The organism is Dethiosulfovibrio peptidovorans, from assembly GCA_002748665.1.
GTDB classification, from domain to species: domain Bacteria; phylum Synergistota; class Synergistia; order Synergistales; family Dethiosulfovibrionaceae; genus Dethiosulfovibrio; species Dethiosulfovibrio peptidovorans_A.
This window is the reverse complement of sequence record PDTB01000015.1, coordinates 29,902-48,417: the sequence shown is the minus strand read 5'-3', so window position 1 is coordinate 48,417 and position 18,516 is coordinate 29,902. Positions and strand designations below refer to the sequence as shown.

Below are 18,516 nucleotides of genomic sequence, written 5' to 3'. Positions count from 1 at the left end.
TACGACAAAAATCCTTGAGCTCTGTGCGCACATAATTCCGTTATTCTCTGAACGAAGAGAAAAAAGGGATTTCGTCGACGGTCTGAGGCGCCTCAATTCCGTAGGGAGGGCGGTTTGTAGATACGCAGTCTTTTTGTTTCGGCTCTGGAACTTCCGAGGACCTGTCCCATTTTGGAACGGATATTCTGATGGGGGTTCGGTGTGTTCTCTTCTTGACATAGACATAGAGCTCATAGCTGGAGAGACGCATGTGCCATTGTCAACCAGAGGCACACACACGACCTCATCAACACAACAACAGGTCTATCACTTGTTCTCCATGTCCCCGTATGAACTTTGTCCCCAGGCCACGCGGGTTAATTCGGCGTCAAGCCACCGATAATCAGCCTCGGCGCTCTTGTCCGAGACCATCCCTTGACGTTCTATAAGCGAGCGGGCTCGTTGCAGAAGGGCCAAGTCGTCTCCGTTCCAGGTAGAGGTGGAGCTCATGATCACCGAGCGATAGGGTGATCGGTTTAATCTGTTGTTGGCTGAAAGTGGACTGGTGACCAGTCTATAGCCCTGTTGGAGCAGAGTTTCCACTCGGGTGATTACGTCCAAGGGGGTGCCCTCGACCCAGTCCACCGACGGGACGATAGCTTGTACGTTCTCGTTGTTGGTCACCACGATCATCATAAGCTCAATCCTTTCAGGGGGGGAGGGGCGGCCTCAAAGAGACCGCCCCTCTCATAGGATATGGTGCGCTGTGAGTATGCTTAGAAGGCTTTGAACACTGTTTGCTCTGAAATGGCCGTTGTCATAGCTTCAAAGGCCTTTGTGAGCAGTTTTTTCCTGGTCTTTAAGTCCCCCTCAGGCCCCAGGTCGGGGGCTCCAAGGGGATGGGGGATGGCCACGCCCGGGACGATCCGGTTGGCACCCACGGTCAACATGATGGGTACGATTGTAGCCATCTGGACTACGGGAATATCGGCCAGTTTTTCAATCTCACGAGACATCGATGCACCGCATCGAGTGCAGGAGCCTCAGGTGGAGGTCAATATAACGGCGTCGACTCCAGCTTCCTTCAGCTCTTCGCCGATCTCCTGGCCAAACCTCTCGGCATGTGCCACGGCGGTACCGGTTCCCGTGGTGCAGTAGACGTATTTGTGGAGCTTGCCGATGACGCCTTCTTTTTCAAGCTGGCGCATGGCATCAAGAGGCAGAACCACGTCGGGATTTTCGTTTGCCCAGGTGGTGTCATAGCCGCCGTGGATGGATTCGTAGTTCTCGGCGTTCAGGTCGTCTATTCCGGTGATGTCATACCGGCCGTAACTTTCGGCGGAGGAGACCCGGATCTTGTCGGGATTCCCCTTGGGGACGATCCCACCCGAGGTAATCAAGGCTATAGTGGCCTTCTTCAGGTCCTTGACGGGCGCCGAGGGGGCGATTTTCTTGAAAACTGGCATCTCGTACTCGGTTTGGAAGGGCTCGCCTTTCATCTTTTTCAGCAACATATCCACGGCTCGCTGAGCTCCGGTTTTCTCGTGGAAGAAGACCTTTCGGGCGCCTCTGGAGAGGTAGCCTTCCTCGTCAGCGGAACCCATAGCCTCTCCCTTGACTCTCTTTAAGATCAGGGTCGCCATTTTTTCGACGGCGTCTTTCATGCCGCGAGCGCTGTCTGAGGACTTGACGATGTAGGTCTTGGGTGCGTACATCTCGGCACCTGGGTTCTCGGGATACAGCGCAGTTACCGTAGGGATCTTAAGGGTCTCCTCCACGGAGGCACAGACATCGCCACAGGCAACACCGTACCGACCGGCGAAAAAGCCCGGTCCAGCCACCACTCCGTCAGGTTTGAAAGCGGCAATCATGTCCAAGACTGCCTTTCGAGCCTGATCCATGTTCTCGCCGTAGTAGCTGTCGCCGCAGATTACCGTGCCCACGATCTGGGCATCACTCCCCATAGCCTGAGCCAGTGCCATCCCGGGGCCGACGGCTCCGTCCCGGGACTCGGGGCCTACATGAGCTTGCTCCTCTCCGCCGATTCCAGCGTAGAATTGATTTATGTAATGGACAATTCTGTATGTCATGATATATTCCTCCCCGCCTACACCCAGAGAGAACCGGACCGATTGGATCCGATCTCGCAGGTCGATCCGATGATGGACTGGAGCTCGACGTACATGGAGCCGTCCTCCCTCAGACTTTCTGCTGCACCGCCCGAGACATGGGCGATAGACTCGGGGTAACCGATGATCTTGTCCATGGCCGGAACCTCGAGCATCTCGTTTACGTTGCCAGCGGAGACGAATGCCGTCAGCTCTGGCGTTGCGTCGGCCAACCCCTGGCTGGATCCGTCAGTGCCCGAGGCCTCGTCGGCAATGACCACCGTCTTGATGCCCAGAGCCTCACACTTGCGGACGTTCATGCAGATATCCGTATCTGGGTTTCCGTAGCCCTCCTCGGTGATTATAACGCCGTTAGCTCCCAATTCGTGGGCAAGTTTTGCGTTAAAGGACGACGTGCGCTCCTTGCCAGCGAGAACCGTGGATTCCAGAGTGGGTATCATCCCCAAGAAGTTGATCTCCTTGCCATGGAGGGCGTAGAGCTCCTGAATGACCGGGTCGTTTACGTGATGCCATGTGGTGTTTTTATCGCAGGCAGAGACGCAGTTGCCGGAGACCATGGCACCGTCGATAATTTCGTTGGGATGAACCAGCGTGGGGAGAATCGACTTCATATCGGCACCGTAAAGATACGTGTCGTGAAGGAGCCCCTGGGTGATGCACATACACAGGTGAACCACCTTGGGCAGGTTGGGATATTTCAGCGCTTCCTCGGTCACTGTACCCTTTTCAAAGACTTTCACCTCGTCGATCTTGGCGTCGGTACAACTCTCTGCCAGGTACAGAGCCACTTTCAGGCCGGCCACCCGAAGAGCCTCTTCGTACTGGTGTTTCTCCAGCCCGTCTTTAGGCTGGGCGAGGATGACCACGTTCTGAGTCTTGGAGAAAGGCGTGTGCTCAGCGCCGGGGCCACTCATATCAATAAAGCCCTCCTGGAAGGCCATGATGGGGCCGGCTGAGACCACAGCAGCTCCCTTGAGGACCAATGTCGCACCGCTGCCTACCGTCTCGTTGGGGCCAAGGACTCCCGGGAAGAACCCGCAGCCGCCCTCCAGCTTAACCCGAGGCTCGATTACGTCCTTAACGGGGATGATGCGCACGGATTCGCCGGGGCGGGCAAGATCCACCTCCCAGCTCTCAATGCGGTCATCGTCACTCAGCTTTTCAAGTAGCGCCTCTTTGTCCACGTAGAGAACGTGATTTTCAACCCTGGTGGGCCCGCCCCATTGAACGTCCTTCACGAGCACCTGCCTCAATTCTAACCTCATCAGACATGCCTCCTTGTAATGTGTACATAAGTTACCAATCGACTATGTGTTAAGGAATCTTTCCCCCTGATGTAGTGTACAGGCACACAAAGGCACTTTCATCGTCCAAAGACAATGATGGGGTTTTGCTTCGATGGTTTTTTTTTGTACAAAGAGTATAATTGTGATCGGAAAGGAGATGAAATGGGTGAAACGCTACGCTCAGGAGATTGCCTGTTCGACTTCTGATGTTATCGGGTATGCTGTTCTCATAACCGACTTGGACGGGATTATCATAGGCTCAAGCCAACCAGAGCGGGTAGGGAGTCTGCATGAGGCATCGCTTAACGTTATCCGATCCGGTCTTGGAGAGTCCGTGGACGATGCTGAGGCCTCTCGACTTAAAGGGACCTATCCTGGAGTGACCTATCCCATTTCCGGTTTCTCCGGTGACGTGGTGGGGACCATGGCCATTCGGGGAACCCCTTGGGACGTTCGTCCCTTTGCCCTGATCGTGAAAAAACATATTGAGATTATGATTCGGGAAAAAAGGCTTTTGGAGGTCGCCCAGTATCGGGAGCAGTCCCTTCAGACCGTGGTCTCCGACATGGTCCACTACGTTCGGGGTGGCCACGATAGAAAAAACCTCTTAGCTCGGGCCAGAGAGTTTGGATATGATCCCTCCAGACGATATATGCCTATGGGGGTCGATCTGTACCAGTTTGGTCGGTATGCCCATAAAATTCGATCCGAGGGGCCCGACGCTGAGGTGATCATCCAGTCCACAAAAAACAGGATTCTCCGGGTGATCCGGGATCTCTTCCATAAAGATCGGGCTCATCTGGTCTCCATGATGGGAAACAATCGGTACGTGATCCTCTACGCTTTGCCTGAGGGCTTGACGAACGATCTGTGGCATGCTGAGGGACGAGCGGTAGGAGAGTCGGTGCTTGAGGCTCTGGCTCAGCTGGAGCACAAGGTGGCCGTAGGAGTAGGGTCGGCATCCTCGGGACTGGAGGAACTTGCGTCCGCCTACCGAGAGGCATGGAATGTCCTGAGCCTGGGAAAGAAATTTCGCCAGGGGCCAGGGGTCTTTCCAGTCTGGGAATATAGAGTGGAGGAACTGCTTGTCCACATCCCTCCTGCGGAGAGAAACCGATTTGTCCATCGAATCGTTCGGGATCTGAAGCCTCACAGGGATTGGACGATCCTCCGGGACACGATCATTCAGTGGTGTGATGGAGGGTTTTCTCTCGTAGAAGCCTCCAGAAGCCTTCACATTCATCGAAATACCCTGCTGTATCGTCTGAATAAAGTGGAGGATATCCTCGGAGTGAACGTCCGGGACTTTCGGGAGTGTCTTCGGCTCTACGTGGCCTTTCAGTTAGAACGTTTCGCCGAGCCACCGAGGAAGGAATAAAGGCATCTGACTGTTCTTGGTCTTCGATATGGAAATCAAGGAGTTAGACTCCTAAACGTACGATTCTGTGCAACGACGAATGCGGCCTCATTGTGAGGCCGCATTCGTCGTCATACGTCAATTTCAGGTCATGAGTCCTGCTAATGATTGTAAAAAAGTCATCATCCTGGCTATCAGTTTGGCTCTGAGGCCTCGGTAATCTTAAAGGACGGTGACGAAGGAGATTGTATTCCCCTGCTCCCGGATTATTTTTTCCAGATCCTTGAAGGCCAGGTAGAGAGTAGCTCTGTTATCGTTGGGGTGGATCCCTACGATGGGGTGTTTAGGGAGGTCGTTGTCGAAGACCACGTGCACTTCGTGATTGACGTCGTTGATCACTCCCAGAGGTGAGACTCCGCCGGGAGCAAGGCCCAGATATTTTGCCAGTCTCTTATCCGACGCAAAGCTGAGCTTGGTCGATTTGAGTGCCCCGGCCAGTCCTTTGAGGTTGGCTTGTTTGTCCTTGCTCATAACCACGAGGAAGTGTTTTTTCCCCTTCATGTCTCGAAGGAACAGGTTCTTGCAGATATGACCTTCCTTGTCGAGTCCCAAGGCCTCCATGTCCGCGATGGTATCGACGGGGTCGTGCTCCCGGATTGTGTAGGAGATCCCGGCTTCGTCCAGAAATCGCAATGCTTCGTCTTTTCTCGACATGTTTTTTCAGCTCCTTTCTTTTGTGTTTTTATCTACGTCCAAAATGACTGATCCGACAAGAGGGCGGTCATCCTGACTTTTTCCGTATAACCAGAAACGGCTGCGGCAGACGAGCCACGTCTCGGTGAGTTCCCGAAATCGAAACCGGACGGACCAAGTGTCGTTCTCGAGGGGACGGAGGGACCCCTCAACAGCTGTTCCCCAGGTCGTGGTGTTTTGCATCTCCTGGCCGAATCGAAGGGTATCCTCCTGTGGCAGCGGACCTGTTCCGGTGAGGGTGATCTCTCCCCGGGGCTCCTTGGGCACGACGGAGGGCGAGGCCTTCAGCGTCACGCAGGGAAGTTCGCAGTCGAAATTTTTGACCATGTCATCGGACTGGCTCCAGCGTGTGGCCGTTTGCTCGGTGAGGTATACCATGGCTTTCTCTCGATCCTGATCCAGTATCTTCTTGGCTTTGGCGACGATACGTTCGTCTTGTTCGAGCCAGAGGCGTTCCGTCTGAGTTATGTGCCCCTGAATCCTTTTGGCTTGGTGATCATATTGGCCATCCAGCAGGGTTTGCATGCCCTGGAGTCGCCACCAGGGGTGCTCTTCGGGGGCCAGATTCTCGGGTAGTATGTGAAAATGGTGTTTCAGGGCATCGTCAGGGTTCTCAATCCACAGATCACGGGGCATCCCTACGATGCCACCGTACCATGGGACGTAGGGCGATGTGCAGGGGCGTCCCTGAGCGGTCCAGAGGGTTGTCAGCTCGGGCTCGTCTCGAAATTGTACTATTATCGACTCCAACGTGGTTGTGGTGCAGATTCGTCTGGGTGCTGAGGCATGGGGCGAGGGAATCGGGCCTTCTCGGTGGTCGTCTTCGCTTCCCTCGTAGTGATCCCGCAGGATCGCCATGACGTCGGGAACAGCGAGAGGTTGTGCGGGCTTGACCTGAAAAGGTAGGGGACCATCCCAGGTGGTTCCCGTTATGGCCCGGAGCCCGTGGCGGTGGCGGAACGTATTGCCCGGTTTGTCACGGCCCGATGGGTTCTGTGCTGCTGAGGCGAATGTCCACGGGCCGGAGTCGGGAATCCAGCCTTTACGGTGCGCCATGTCGACGAAGCCCGATGACAGAAGGCAGTCCGGGCCTTCTGTAGGCATGTCTATCGTGTAGTGGTTGGGGATGAAGGCCACCTGCTCGTCGTCCACCCGTCGGGCACAGAAGTGGACGCCCCGGATGGTCTGGATCATCCAGGCTTCGTTGGCGTCGGCGATGGTGTAGCATCGACCTGGCTCCCTGTAGCCGTAGGTGCTTAAGAGGTCGGAAGCGATTTGAACGCCGTGTCGTGCCGAGGTGGCCCGTTCGGCTAAAAGAAGCCGAAGCCCATAACCGATACCGCCTCCTCGCAAATCCGGTTCGTTATCCTCCCGGGAGGGGCGGCAGTTGTCGCTTGCGATGAAGACACCTCGTTCGTTGAAAAAACAGTCAGCGCCTGAGAGCCCGGGGCAGCCTCGAACCTGGGACCATATATATCCCAGTGAGGGGCCTGAGCGGTCAAGCGATGGTGAGCAGGGCTCAAAGGCGGTTTCAAAGGCTTTTGGGCGTGTCCCCTGAGCTACCAGGTGGCGGGCAACGACGCAGCGCCCCGGATCGTCCTCGTTATGCCCGACGAGAACCCGGCCGGTGGCAGATGCCTTTCGTCCTACAACGATGCAGGTACAGGCACGGGCGGCAGTCACATGGAGAAAGATGAGCAGAAGAGAGAGAAAGAGCAAGAGAGAAATACACATAAGACCTCCTGAATTAAAAGAGCTCCCTTCGTGAGAAGGGAGCTCTCGACGCTTGACCCCGGGATCGTCAGTCTTTGTCCGTGATATGGGAGATAACCACGAAGTCCAGGGGCAGATATTCCAGGTTGTGAAGTTTTTTGCTGAAAGCGTGCAGGGTTTTCCTGGTATATAAGGGAATCCAGGGAAGCTCGACGTTCAGGATCTCCTGGGCCTTTTTGTACGCTGCTTTACGCTCGGTTTGGTCTACGCTGTGGAAGCCCACCACGATAGCTTTATCCACATCTTCGTTTTTGTAGAACGTTCGGTTGGGGCCCTTGGGTTTCCAGTTTTCCGAGTAGACAAGGGGACGATAGACCCAGTCGGCATCGCCCGTGGATGGACTCCAGCCCAGCCACATAAGCTGAGATGTACTTTCCTCCAGGGGCTTGCCCGTAGCGGCTAAGAAAGCCCCCCAATCCATGACTTTCATTTTGCAGTCAAATCCTACCGCTGAGGCAAAGGATTGAACGGCTTGAGGTACTTTCAGAGAGAGGGTATCCCGACCGTGGGTCCAGAACTCGATGGATAGTTTTACCCCATCCTTCTCTCGAATGCCATCGCCATCAGTATCGATCCATCCGGCTTTCTCCAGAATCTCAGCGGCCTTTTTGGGATTGTAGGTGAAGCCCGGCACCTCGCTGTACCCGTTGACCAAGGGAGCAATCATGGAGTTGATAGGTTCAGCGTAGCCCAAAAGGATCTTATCACAGATAGCCTGGCGGTCAATGGCGTGGGCCAGGGCCTGGCGAATCGCGGGATCTTTCAGGATGGGATTATGGCAGTTGACGGCGACGAATTGGACTGTGATGGAAGGCAGAACCCTCATGTCCACCCTGTCGTTTTTCTCCAGACGTTTCACGTCGGTGGGAGGGATCTGCTCGGCAATATCCACCTCGCCGGTCTCAATCATCATGGCCCGGGCACTGTCCTCGGGCACTGTCTTGAAGATGACCCGGTCGAGCTTAGGCGTACCCTGCCAGTATTTTTTGTAAGCCTTCAGCGTGATTGAATCTCCCTGTTCCCAGTTCTTAAGCATAAAGGGACCGGTCCCCGATGGCTTGAACTTGATCTCGGCGTTCTTCTTCTCGTCCTGAACGTACGTGGGATCGAGGATGAGACCCGCCGTGTGGGCCAAGATGTTCAGGAAGGGGCCGAAGGACTCTTTCAGAGTAAATCGGACCGTGTGCTCGTCGACCACGGAGACCTCATTGATGACAGGAGCGTAGAGTGATGTTCGCTTGTAGGAGCCGTTCAGGATTCGATCAAAATTGATCTTCACGGCCTCGGCATTCAGAGGAGCGCCGCTGTGGAAGGTGACCCCTTCTCGGAGAGTGAAGGTCCATTCTAACCCGTCGTCGGAATGGCTCCACTTGGTGGCCAACATCGGCACGATCTTCAATTCTGGATCGAAGGTGACCAATCCCTCGTAGATGGCGTGGTTGACCTCCTCCGAAGGCGTATCTGAGATGTCCTGAGGATCCAGGGCCAGAGCTTCTCTTCCCTTGGCGATGATCAGATCCTTACCTCCTCCAAAGGCCGCCCCTGACAGGGCCAATGCCCCAAACAGGACGATCAGTGCCAGGACAAGTGTCTTTTGGTTCCTTATCATGTGTATTTCCCTCCTTTCATTTTTTGTCTCCTTTTTCTCTTTGACGGTTTCTCCTACGCTTGATGACAGGCAACGAAATGCCTTGGTGCCACCTCCCTCCATAAGGGATCCTCGGTCCGACATAAATCATCGGCCCGAGGACACCGGGTATGAAATCGACACCCCGACGGGGGGGTCATAGGACTGGGAATATCCCCCCGTATAACCTTGTCCTCAATGGCTTCACCTGTGATGAAGGGTTTGGGGATACTTTCCAACAAAGCCTGGGTGTATGGGTGCCTGGGCGAGGTGAACAGAGCGTCCTTTGAAGCGTATTCCATGGTTTTCCCCAGGTAGAGAACAGCCACGTCGTGGCTGATGTGGCGGACGACGCTCAGATCGTGGGAGATAAACAGGTACGAGAGCCCCCGATCTCGCTGGATGTCCTTGAAAAGGTTCAGAATCTGGGCCTGGACCGACACGTCCAGAGCCGAAGTGGGCTCGTCCAGAACCACAAATTCCGGGTTGGAGATCAGGGCTCGAGCGACGGCAATCCGCTGTCGCTGACCACCCGAAAATTCGTGGGGATAGCGGGTCATGTGTTCCTCCTTGAGCCCCACCTCCCTGAGAATATCCAGAACAGCTTGGGTGATCCGGTCCTCGTCCGATTCGCCGTGAACCTTGAGGACTCGCCCCACGATATCCCGGACGATCATCCTGGGGTTCAGGGAGGCAAAAGGGTTTTGGAAGACCATCTGAGCCTTGCATCGAAAGGCGTGAAGAGCTTGGTCGTCCATGTGGGTGATCGATTCTCCATGAAATTGGATGGTGCCCGCCGTGGGCTCCAGAAGCCGAAGGATCATGGAGCCCGTTGTTGATTTACCGCTCCCCGATTCGCCTACCAGCCCCAGGGTCCGGCCAGAGTCGATAGAGAAGGAAACCCCGTCCACGGCTTTTACGTGCCCTACGATCTTTGGAAAGACGATCCCCTTATCGACGGGAAAGTGTTTAACCAGTCCCGAAACCTCAACGACGGACATAACAGGCCACCTCGTGTCCTTTCCCTTTGTCGAGCCGAGGGGGGCGTCCCTTGGCACAGATCGGCTCGGCCTCGGAGCATCTTTCCCTGAATTTGCATCCTTCGGGCAGGTGGATCAGGTTTGGCAGTGAGCCCGGAATGACCGTCAGGCTCTCCTGATCTCGATCCAGTCTGGGGATGGCCCCCATGAGTCCCATCGTGTAGGGGTGAAGGGGGGCATCGAAAACCTGTTCCGCCGAGCCGTACTCGATGACGCTTCCGGCATACATCACTGCAACCTTCTGAGCCATGGTGGCGATCACCCCCAGGTCGTGGGATATAAGGACGATGGAGCTTCCCAGATCCCGTTGGAGCTCTTTGATCAGAGACAGAATCTGGGCCTGGATCGAAACGTCCAGGGCTGTTGTGGGCTCATCGGCGATGAGGAGCCGGGGAGAACAAGACAGAGCCATGGCGATCATGACCCTCTGTTTCATCCCTCCAGAGAACTGATGGGGGAAACGGTTCACCGCCTTGGTCGGATCGGGAATGTTGACTTTTTCGAACATCTCCAGGACCCGGCGTTTTGCCTCCCGGTCCGGGACGGCTCCGTGGGCCTGGATGGCTTCTTCTACCTGAAATCCCACCGGAAGTACCGGGTTCAAGCTGCTCATTGGATCCTGAAAAATCATGGCGATTTCACTCCCTCGAACGGAACGGAGCTCTTCGTCGGACAGACGAAACAGGTCGGTTCCCTGAAACAGGGCTCGTCCCTCCACGATCTTTCCCGGCGGCTGGGGGATCAGTCCCATGATGGACCGGGTGGTTACCGATTTACCGCAGCCCGTCTCGCCAACGATGCCAAGGATCTCCCCAGGAGCCAGTGAGAAACTCACCTTCTCCAGAGCCTTGACGATGCCCTCCTCCGTGTAGAACCATGTAGAGAGATCGGTGACCTCGAGAATTGGGGCGTTCATGACGTCACTCCTTCAGCCTCGGGTTCAGGGCGTCTTGGAGCCCGTCGCCAAAAAAATTAAATCCCAGCACAACGAGCATGATGGCGAGACCGGGGAAAAAGGCCACGAAAGGGGCGGTTCGAAGGTACATTCGAGCCCCGCTCAGCATGGTGCCCCACTCAGGCGTGGGGGGCTGAACTCCTAATCCCAGAAAACCCAAACCAGCGGCGGTGAGCAGGACGGTTGCCATCCGAAGGGTCGTCTGGACTATGATAGGTGACAGAGAATTAGGGAGTACGTACCGGAGAATGACCGCTCGATGGGATTCGCCGATAGCCCGGGCTGCCGTGACGTAGTCGTTTTTCTTCACGGAGATCACCGATCCTCGAGCTATTCGAGCAAACTGAGGTACAGAGTAGATGCCGATAGCGATGATGAGGTTGGTCAGGTTAGGCCCCAGCATAGCGACGATGGCTAGGGCCAGGAGCATTCCCGGGAAGGCCAGCATCACGTCTATGAATCGCATGATGAGCTCGTCAATAAAGCTGCCGAAATATCCCCCGAGTGCTCCCAGCGCTACACCAAGGAAGAGGGCGATCACCACCGAGTTGAACTGGATAATTAAGGAAACTCTGGCACCGTAGATGATCCGGCTGAATATGTCCCGACCGAATTCGTCACATCCCATAAGGTGTTGTGCCGAAGGCGGAGAGAAGGCGTCGTTCAGATTCTGGGCCAGAGGGTCTCTGGGGGCGATGAAGGGTCCAGCCAGGGCAACGAACACGTATAAACCAACGATAGCCAGCCCAAGGACGGCGGTTTTACTCCGGCGTAATCGCCGCCAGATGATGGTCAGGTGAGAGGTGCGGCCTGGCGCAAGATGGTTAGTCATTGTAGCGAATCCTTGGATCCAGCAAGGCGTAGAGCATGTCCACTGCCAGGTTCGCCAGCACGAAGATAAGGGCGATCACCAGAAGAGCTGTTTGAACTACTGGGTAATCCCGCCCCATGATGGAGTTGACCAGAAGTCGACCGATGCCCGGCCAGGAGAAGACCGTCTCGGTGAGGACGGCCCCGGCCAGCATATAGCCAAACTGAAGGCCGATGACGGTTACGGTGGGGATGAGGGCGTTTCTCAGCCCATGACGGTAAATCACCAGCCGGCGCAGAAGGCCCTTGGCTTTGGCGGTGGTGATGTAATCCTGTTGCAGGACATCCAACATGCTGGAGCGGGTCATCCGGGCGATAATCCCTGTGGACGCCGTCCCCAATGCGATAGCAGGCATAATGAGGTGACGGAAACCTCCCATCCCCCCCGAGGGAAGGCACATGAGATTTACCGAGAACAAAAGGATCATCAGGAGGCCCCACCAGAATACGGGCATAGAGACGCCGAGAAGAGCGATAAAGGTGGAGGTGTAATCCACCCAGGAATATCGATGGACCGCTGAGAGAACTCCAGCAGCGATGCCCACTGATACCGAGATGACGATAGCTGCCGATGAGAGGATCAGGGTGTTTTTTAACCTGGTCCCTACAATCTCCATCACCGGGACATCGTATTTCATGGAGACCAGATCGCCGGTGATCACGCCCCGAATGAATAAAAGATACTGAGTTCCAAGGGGGCGATCCAACCCGAACTTTTCCCGGATAATCTGGATGTCGGTCTGAGAAGCTTCATCCCCAGCCAAAAGCTCTGCCGGGTCACCGGGAGAGAGGTGGAGAATCAGAAATGCAATGATCGATACCCCAATCAGCACGGGAATAGCTAAAAGCAACCGTCGAACGATAAACCTGCCCAAAGGACGTCCCCCTTCTCAGGACCTGAGGTCCCTTTTCGTCCATTCGCGCTGGTGCACGAAGTGTCATTGCAAATGTGTTGCAATGATAGAATTTTTAAGATTGAGTGTCAAGCCATATTTGGTCTCTCAGAACGCTACAGATCCTCCCAGGGAGATAAGTGCTCCCGCCCATTGCCTCATAGTATCCATGCCTTCTCCCTCCACTCGGACAGTCCGGCCGTCCAGTCGAATCGTTCCTGGAACTATAGCGGCGTTGTCGGCCTGGGATGCGTAGTGAAAGACCAGGTCCAGGCGGAACGTTCCCGAGCCTATATCCATCGGCGGTGGAGTTTTTTTCCCCTTACATAGTTGTTGAGTGGCTTTTGAGATGCCGTCTCGAATGAGAGTGTGTGAGGCGTCAGGAGGCAGGCATCGAGCGGTGCTGTGCCCCATTCCTTCCTTGACCTGGCAGACGACCAAATCGTCACCGAGAAGGGCCTGAGCCTCACGGCAGAGGGCGTGATCACCGGTGACCGCGATTACGGGGATCCCAAACTGAGCTGCTGTGGCGGCGTTGAGCCCCGTCTCGCCCATTTCTATACCGTTCAAAAAAACCTGATAGATGGCTCTCCCGGAGATGGTGTGATCTAAGACGGCCTTTGTCGTCCCTGCCTTGGCGTGATAGCAGAGGAACACAGCGGCATCACATCCCTGAATCCCTTCCATCATGCCCAGAGGCTTGGGGGAACCCGAGATCAAAGAAACCGAACCCGGCTGATGATCCAGGTCCGATGGCGAGATATTGATCATCCGGTCATGGGAATCGTTGATCAGAACTTCGGTAGCTCCGCCATCAAAAGCTCCTTCAAGGGCCGCGAGAAGATCGCCGGTCTGCATACGTCGCCCAAAACCGTATTCAGGCGACTCCGCCCGAATTTGCTCTGATCGGACTATTCCAGTGGCTCCCTCCATGTCGACGCTGATATAGAGTTTCATCTCGTCTCACCTCTGAATCTATAATCGTATGTCTATTATGATACACCCTCCTTCACCCGCACAAAAGGGTATGTGGTAGTATAAAAAAATCGATGCAAGGAGGCCGATGTTTATGATAAGAAATACTCTTCGAGTCCTGTTCGTCATTTTTCTTCTGTTCCTGTCGGGGGGTATATCTCCATGTATGGTGCAGGCCGTCACGTCAGGCGATCAGTCATCCCAGCCGAAGGTAAGTACGTCTTCAGATCTGGGTGATAAGGAGTTCGGCGAGATGCGGGTGGTCCAGCTGGAGCAGACCATGGGGAAATGGTCTGCGGTTCCTATAGCCGAGTCGGCTGCTCGTTTTGGGGTTACCGAGGCCGATGTGGAGGACCGAATCACCGTCCTTGCAGCGCTTCAGAATTTCTACAGACGGCTATCTACCGCTACGGAGAAGACGGCTCCCCTGAAAGTCGAGGTGGAGAAGCGGCTTCTGGATTCCGATCAGGCTAAGCTTGCCTTGGAGGAGAAGCCGCCTTACACCTTGACGTACTACGACTCGTACCTGAGGAATGTCGACGATTTGGTCGTGAAAAAAGAGGGGCTAGGCGATGCTGTACTCCGGGAGCAGAAAGCTATCGTCAGCGCTCAAGACCGACTGACTGAATCCGGGAAGCTCCTGCGTCTTGCTCAGAGTGAGTTTGAAAAGGCTCAAGGTACCGATCAGGAGTTGGCCAAGCAGTGGCTCCTCCAGAAAGCTGAACTTCAGGAGGAGCTGTGGCAAGTGACCTTGGCGTATCTCAAGAAAAACCTGGAGAATCTGAATCTTCAGAAGAAAGCCGCAGAGCTCCGCTTAGGGCAGGTGGAGGAGGCTCGAAAATATGTGTATGGGAACCTGATCTTCGATAAGAACGACCTGGAGAGCGGTATCGCTCGGCATGAGGATCACCTGAAAAAGCTCAGCCAGAGGAGTGAAGCTCTGGAGGCACAGGTCGCAAAAGCCGAGACGGCCTATGCTGAGGCCCATGCCAACCTGAGCGTTGCCACGGGGGAGAAGGCAACGAAGAAGGCTCAGCGAATCTTTGCCTTGGCCGACCTTCGTCGAGAATATCTCCACCTGTCGGCTGAGCAAACTCAGGAGATGATCGGCTTTGCCAACGAGATGCGGGACATCTGGATAGATCGATGTTCGCTTCTCCAGAGAACCGGGGTCAGTGCTGACGTGCTTATTAAGGAGCGGGATGAGGTCAAGAAGAGAATGGGGCGTTTTGAGGACGTCATCATCGCTCAGCAGAAATATCAGGCGGCCCTCTTTTCTCGCTCTGCGGCTCTGGACAAGGAGCAGGAGGAGGCCGATCTGAGCAAAGCGGAGGCAGCATCCCTGAAAGAACGGGGCAAGGTTCTGGATGCCATCATGGTCCAGAACATGGCGTACATGGCTCTCCTTATCGATTTGAATACCATGAACCAGCGACTTCTTGATGAGATAGTCGATAGGATCAGTACGGTAGACATCACCGAGAAGGTCTCTTCTTTATGGCGGAACCGAATTGCTCAGCTTCTGAACACCGAGCTGTGGTATGTGGGAGGCTATGCTGTACGGCTCAAGGAATTTGTCATCGCTATGTTCATTCTGGTTCTGGGCCTTCTGGCTAGCCGCAGGGTGGCCAGATTCACCCGGCGATGGTTGCTCCTTCATTCCAAAAGGATGGAGGTGACCGTGGTTCACGCCATTGAGCAGCTCCTTTACTACATCCTGCTGTGTAGTAGTTTCCTCGTTGCTCTGAAGATCGTCAATGTCCCCCTGACGGCCTTTGCCTTCTTGGGAGGTGCCATCGCCATCGCCGTGGGGTTCGGTGCCCAGAATCTGTTTAATAACCTAATCAGCGGATTTATTATCATGATTCATCAGCCGTTTAAGATTAACGATATCGTCCAGTTCGAGGATGTCACCGCTACGGTGCTGGAGGTTGATTCTCGCTCTACCAAGGTCCGCACTTTCGATAGCATCGACGTGGTGGTCCCCAACAGCTATTTTCTGGAGAACCGAATTACTAACTGGACCCTCTCCGACAAGGTTATTCGGGGTAAACTCGAGATTGGCGTGGCCTACGGCACTCCAGCCCGCAAGGTGGAGGAGCTCCTTCTTCAAATGGCCAAGGAACACAAAGTTATCCTCAACGATCCGAAACCCTACGTTCTGTTCTCCGACTATGGGGCCAGCTCGATGGACTTTATCCTGTACTTTTGGGTCGACATTCGTCGAGGCTATCCCAGCACCGTGACCAGCGACCTTCGGTATAAAATCCAGGATGTATTCGACCGGGAGGGTATCGAGATTCCGTTCCCTCAGATGGACCTCTATGTCAGGAAACTGGCCTCGTCCGAGGAGTTTTCTTAAGGATGAGGAGCAAGCTCTTCCTGCTTATATCGGCAGAGACACCATATCTTGAAGGATTTTTTTTGAATGGTATTATTAAAAAAGTTGGTTTTATCGGCGATAACTCGGGGCTGTTTTGCTCTGACATCTCACATGACAGGAGGAGAATGAAATGGAGCAAGTCGTTCTGGACGGTCGCACTGCGGCCAAGGCGGCAAAGGAGGATCTTCGAACCAGGGTTGAGGTCCTCAAGAAAAAAGGAGTTGCGCCAGCTCTGGCAGTCGTCCTGGTGGGCGATGATCCGGCGTCCAAGGTGTACGCTGAGCAGAAGCGAAAAAACTGTGATTCTGTGGGGGTAGCTTTCTCCTTCTATCAGTTGCCGGAAGATACGTCAGAGGATGAACTTATCCAGCTGGTAGCTCGATTGAACGCAGATGCCAAGGTCCACGGTATTCTGGTGGAGATGCCTCTGCCCAAACAGATTTCCAACGAACGAGTTCAGGCAGCTATCGCCCCTGAAAAAGACGTCGATGGGTCGAATCCCGCGAACCTGGGGTGTCTTCTCGCGGGCCTGCCGTCTCTCCGGCCCTGTACCCCTCAGGGAGCTATGTACCTCATGGAGAAATACGGCGTGGAGCTGGAGGGCAAGCACGCTGTTGTGGTGGGTCGAAGCACCATCGTGGGCAAGCCCGTAGCCTTGCTTCTTCTGGAGAAAAACGCCACTGTGACCCTGTGTCACAGTCGAACTGAAAATCTGGCTGAGGTGGTTCGCTCCGGCGATATCGTGATTGCCGCTGTGGGGCGGCCCCGTATGATCACAAAGGACATGATTAAACCTGGGGCCGTGGTGGTGGATGTGGGGATAAACAGCACCGAGACGGGTATCGTGGGTGACGTAGACTACGACGATGTCCTGCCTGCAGCGGGGGCTATTTCCCCGGTTCCCGGAGGAGTGGGACCTTTGACGATCGCCATGCTTTTGGGCAACGTGATCACAGCGGCGGAGCTCGCGTGATATCCCTTCCCGACATGGCGAATCGTCTGTGAGAGAATGTACAATGACCGTCACCCTGCAGATTTTCGGCACTGGGTGTGCCAAATGCGACAAACTGGCCCGAATGACCGAGGAAGCAGCCCGAGAGCTTGGACTTGATTATACTTTCGAAAAGGTTTCGGACCTGGGGACCATGGCCGATATGGGGGTGATGGTTACGCCAGGGCTGGCCGTGAACGGAACGGTGGTCGCGGCCGGACGGCTTCCCACCCCCCTGGCGGTCCGACGCCTCATAGATGATGCTTTGAAATGAAAAAGCCTCGGTTATACACCGAGGCTTTTTGTTACGTGCAGTTGAAAGGAGATCCCAATGAGCGATGGGAGAAAAGCTCTACGGATTGCCGTTGTCTTTGGCGTTTTATACTGGCTTCCTGTGGAGTCCCCGGCTGTTCAGGCTGGAGCGGTGGAGGCTCTGGCCATGGTCCGGGACTACGCGAGGGAGCACGTGCTTCTTTGCTTGCTGCCGGCGTTCCTTATCGCCGGTGCCATCTCGGTTTTTGTCAGCAGTCAGACGGTGACAGCCTACCTGGGAGCTCGGGCTAAAAGGTGGATTGCCTATTCGATAGCTGCCGTCTCGGGGAGTATCCTCGCTGTGTGTTCCTGCACGGTTCTCCCTCTCTTCGCTGGCATCTACCGGCGGGGGGCCGGACTGGGTCCAGCTACGGCCTTTCTGTACTCGGGGCCGGCCATCAACGTCCTGTCCATAGCCCTGACGGCCCGGGTTCTGGGGTTTCGCCTGGGGGTGGTCCGGGCTTTAGGAGCCGTCGTTTTTTCCGTCGTTATCGGCCTGAGCATGGCGGTGATTTTCCGCTTGGATGAGGATCAACGACAGCAGGGATTTGCCGAGGTGCCAGACGGGGAACAGACATGTCCTCTGTGGCAGACAATCTGGCATGTAGGGAGTTTGGTCGCCTTTTTGATCCTGGCTAACTGGGCAACCTCTCCATCAGGGGACGGGGTTTGGGACTGTCTCTACCGCCTGAAATGGATCCTGGCAGGGATTGCCGTCCTCTCCGTAGTCGTTGCCAGTTGGGCGTGGCTTCGGAAAGAGGATCTTGGAGAGTGGCTGGAGGCATCCCTGGGCTTTGCCGTTCAGGTTCTCCCCTTGCTTTTAATGGGGGTGCTTCTGGCTGGGTTCCTCTTTGGCCGTCCGGGACATCAAGCTCTCATTTCCGAACGTTGGGTGTCATCCCTGGTGGGAGGAAATTCTTTGAGGGCAAATGTCCTGGCTGCCCTCTCCGGGGCTTTTATGTATGTTGCTACCCTCACGGAGGTGCCTATACTTCAGGGGCTTTTAGGAGCGGGAATGGGGCAAGGGCCGGCACTGGCCCTCCTCTTGGCCGGACCGGCTCTCTCTTTGCCCAATATGCTGGTTATCCGAAGCCTGCTGGGGACGGCAAAGACCGTGACCTATGTGGGCTTGGTCGTCGCTCTCTCGTCCCTTGCGGGCCTCCTGTACGGTTGGGTTACGGTGTAAGCGTTGG

Annotated in this window: 17 protein-coding genes; 5 read left to right on the top strand and 12 right to left on the bottom strand. The window is 55.2% G+C overall.

Features of this window, described 5'->3' with window-relative positions:
* Positions 1 to 40 precede the first annotated feature (40 nt).
* The 4 genes from CSA35_01605 to CSA35_01590 all read right to left on the bottom strand — a co-directional run bounded on the left by CSA35_01605 (position 41) and on the right by CSA35_01590 (position 3,373).
* The gene (locus tag CSA35_01605; protein ID PIE55157.1) at positions 41 to 250 is read right to left on the bottom strand and encodes a hypothetical protein; all 210 of its coding nucleotides are present in this window, start codon (positions 248 to 250) and stop codon (positions 41 to 43) included.
* A gap of 56 nt (positions 251 to 306) precedes the next feature.
* Positions 307 to 675: a GrdX protein gene (locus CSA35_01600; GenBank protein ID PIE55156.1), complete on the bottom strand. Its 369-nt coding sequence runs from the start codon at positions 673 to 675 to the stop codon at positions 307 to 309.
* 80 nt (positions 676 to 755) lie between these two features.
* Positions 756 to 2,069 carry a glycine/betaine/sarcosine/D-proline family reductase selenoprotein B gene (locus tag CSA35_01595; protein PIE55155.1) on the bottom strand — a complete coding sequence of 438 codons (1,314 nt, stop codon included), beginning with the start codon at positions 2,067 to 2,069 and terminating at the stop codon, positions 756 to 758.
* Positions 2,070 to 2,086: 17 nt separating this feature from the next.
* Positions 2,087 to 3,373, bottom strand: coding sequence for a beta-aspartyl-peptidase (locus tag CSA35_01590; protein ID PIE55154.1), 1,287 nt, complete (start codon positions 3,371 to 3,373; stop codon positions 2,087 to 2,089).
* 133 nt (positions 3,374 to 3,506) lie between these two features.
* Here CSA35_01590 and CSA35_01585 point away from each other — a divergent pair, with 133 nt between their 5' ends.
* Complete coding sequence (locus tag CSA35_01585; protein PIE55153.1) at positions 3,507 to 4,772, top strand: sugar diacid utilization regulator; 1,266 nt, start codon at positions 3,507 to 3,509, stop codon at positions 4,770 to 4,772.
* 201 nt (positions 4,773 to 4,973) lie between these two features.
* Here the strand turns inward: CSA35_01585 and CSA35_01580 are convergent, their stop codons facing one another.
* From CSA35_01580 to CSA35_01545, 8 genes are all read right to left on the bottom strand, one after another.
* The gene (locus tag CSA35_01580; protein PIE55152.1) at positions 4,974 to 5,465 is read right to left on the bottom strand and encodes a prolyl-tRNA editing protein proX; all 492 of its coding nucleotides are present in this window, start codon (positions 5,463 to 5,465) and stop codon (positions 4,974 to 4,976) included.
* Between the two features lie 6 nt (positions 5,466 to 5,471).
* On the bottom strand, positions 5,472 to 7,238 hold the full coding sequence (locus CSA35_01575) for a hypothetical protein (protein ID PIE55151.1): 1,767 nt from the start codon (positions 7,236 to 7,238) through the stop codon (positions 5,472 to 5,474).
* A 67-nt stretch (positions 7,239 to 7,305) separates the two neighbouring features.
* On the bottom strand, positions 7,306 to 8,886 hold the full coding sequence (locus CSA35_01570; GenBank protein ID PIE55150.1) for a glutathione ABC transporter substrate-binding protein: 1,581 nt from the start codon (positions 8,884 to 8,886) through the stop codon (positions 7,306 to 7,308).
* A 53-nt stretch (positions 8,887 to 8,939) separates the two neighbouring features.
* Positions 8,940 to 9,905, bottom strand: a complete 966-nt coding sequence (locus tag CSA35_01565) for an oligopeptide ABC transporter ATP-binding protein (protein PIE55149.1) — start codon at positions 9,903 to 9,905, stop codon at positions 8,940 to 8,942.
* Positions 9,892 to 10,860 (bottom strand): peptide ABC transporter ATP-binding protein, encoded by a 969-nt coding sequence (locus tag CSA35_01560; protein PIE55148.1) that lies wholly within the window; start codon positions 10,858 to 10,860, stop codon positions 9,892 to 9,894. Before CSA35_01560 ends, CSA35_01565 begins: the two co-directional genes overlap by 14 nt.
* A gap of 4 nt (positions 10,861 to 10,864) precedes the next feature.
* Positions 10,865 to 11,731, bottom strand: a complete 867-nt coding sequence (locus tag CSA35_01555; GenBank protein PIE55147.1) for a glutathione ABC transporter permease GsiD — start codon at positions 11,729 to 11,731, stop codon at positions 10,865 to 10,867.
* Entirely contained in the window at positions 11,724 to 12,644 is a 921-nt protein-coding gene (locus CSA35_01550; GenBank protein ID PIE55146.1) for a peptide ABC transporter permease, read from the bottom strand. Before CSA35_01550 ends, CSA35_01555 begins: the two co-directional genes overlap by 8 nt.
* 126 nt (positions 12,645 to 12,770) lie before the next feature.
* Positions 12,771 to 13,619 (bottom strand): aminopeptidase, encoded by an 849-nt coding sequence (locus tag CSA35_01545; GenBank protein PIE55145.1) that lies wholly within the window; start codon positions 13,617 to 13,619, stop codon positions 12,771 to 12,773.
* A 106-nt stretch (positions 13,620 to 13,725) separates the two neighbouring features.
* Between CSA35_01545 and CSA35_01540 the strand changes: the two genes are divergently transcribed.
* The 4 genes from CSA35_01540 (at position 13,726) to CSA35_01525 (ending at position 18,509) form a co-directional block, all read left to right on the top strand.
* Entirely contained in the window at positions 13,726 to 15,999 is a 2,274-nt protein-coding gene (locus CSA35_01540) for a hypothetical protein (GenBank protein ID PIE55144.1), read from the top strand.
* A 151-nt stretch (positions 16,000 to 16,150) separates the two neighbouring features.
* Positions 16,151 to 16,993, top strand: coding sequence for a bifunctional methylenetetrahydrofolate dehydrogenase/methenyltetrahydrofolate cyclohydrolase (locus CSA35_01535; protein PIE55143.1), 843 nt, complete (start codon positions 16,151 to 16,153; stop codon positions 16,991 to 16,993).
* Between the two features lie 43 nt (positions 16,994 to 17,036).
* The gene (locus tag CSA35_01530) at positions 17,037 to 17,285 is read left to right on the top strand and encodes a thioredoxin family protein (GenBank protein ID PIE55142.1); all 249 of its coding nucleotides are present in this window, start codon (positions 17,037 to 17,039) and stop codon (positions 17,283 to 17,285) included.
* Positions 17,286 to 17,342: 57 nt separating this feature from the next.
* Positions 17,343 to 18,509, top strand: coding sequence for a hypothetical protein (locus CSA35_01525; protein PIE55141.1), 1,167 nt, complete (start codon positions 17,343 to 17,345; stop codon positions 18,507 to 18,509).
* Positions 18,510 to 18,516: the final 7 nt, after the last annotated feature.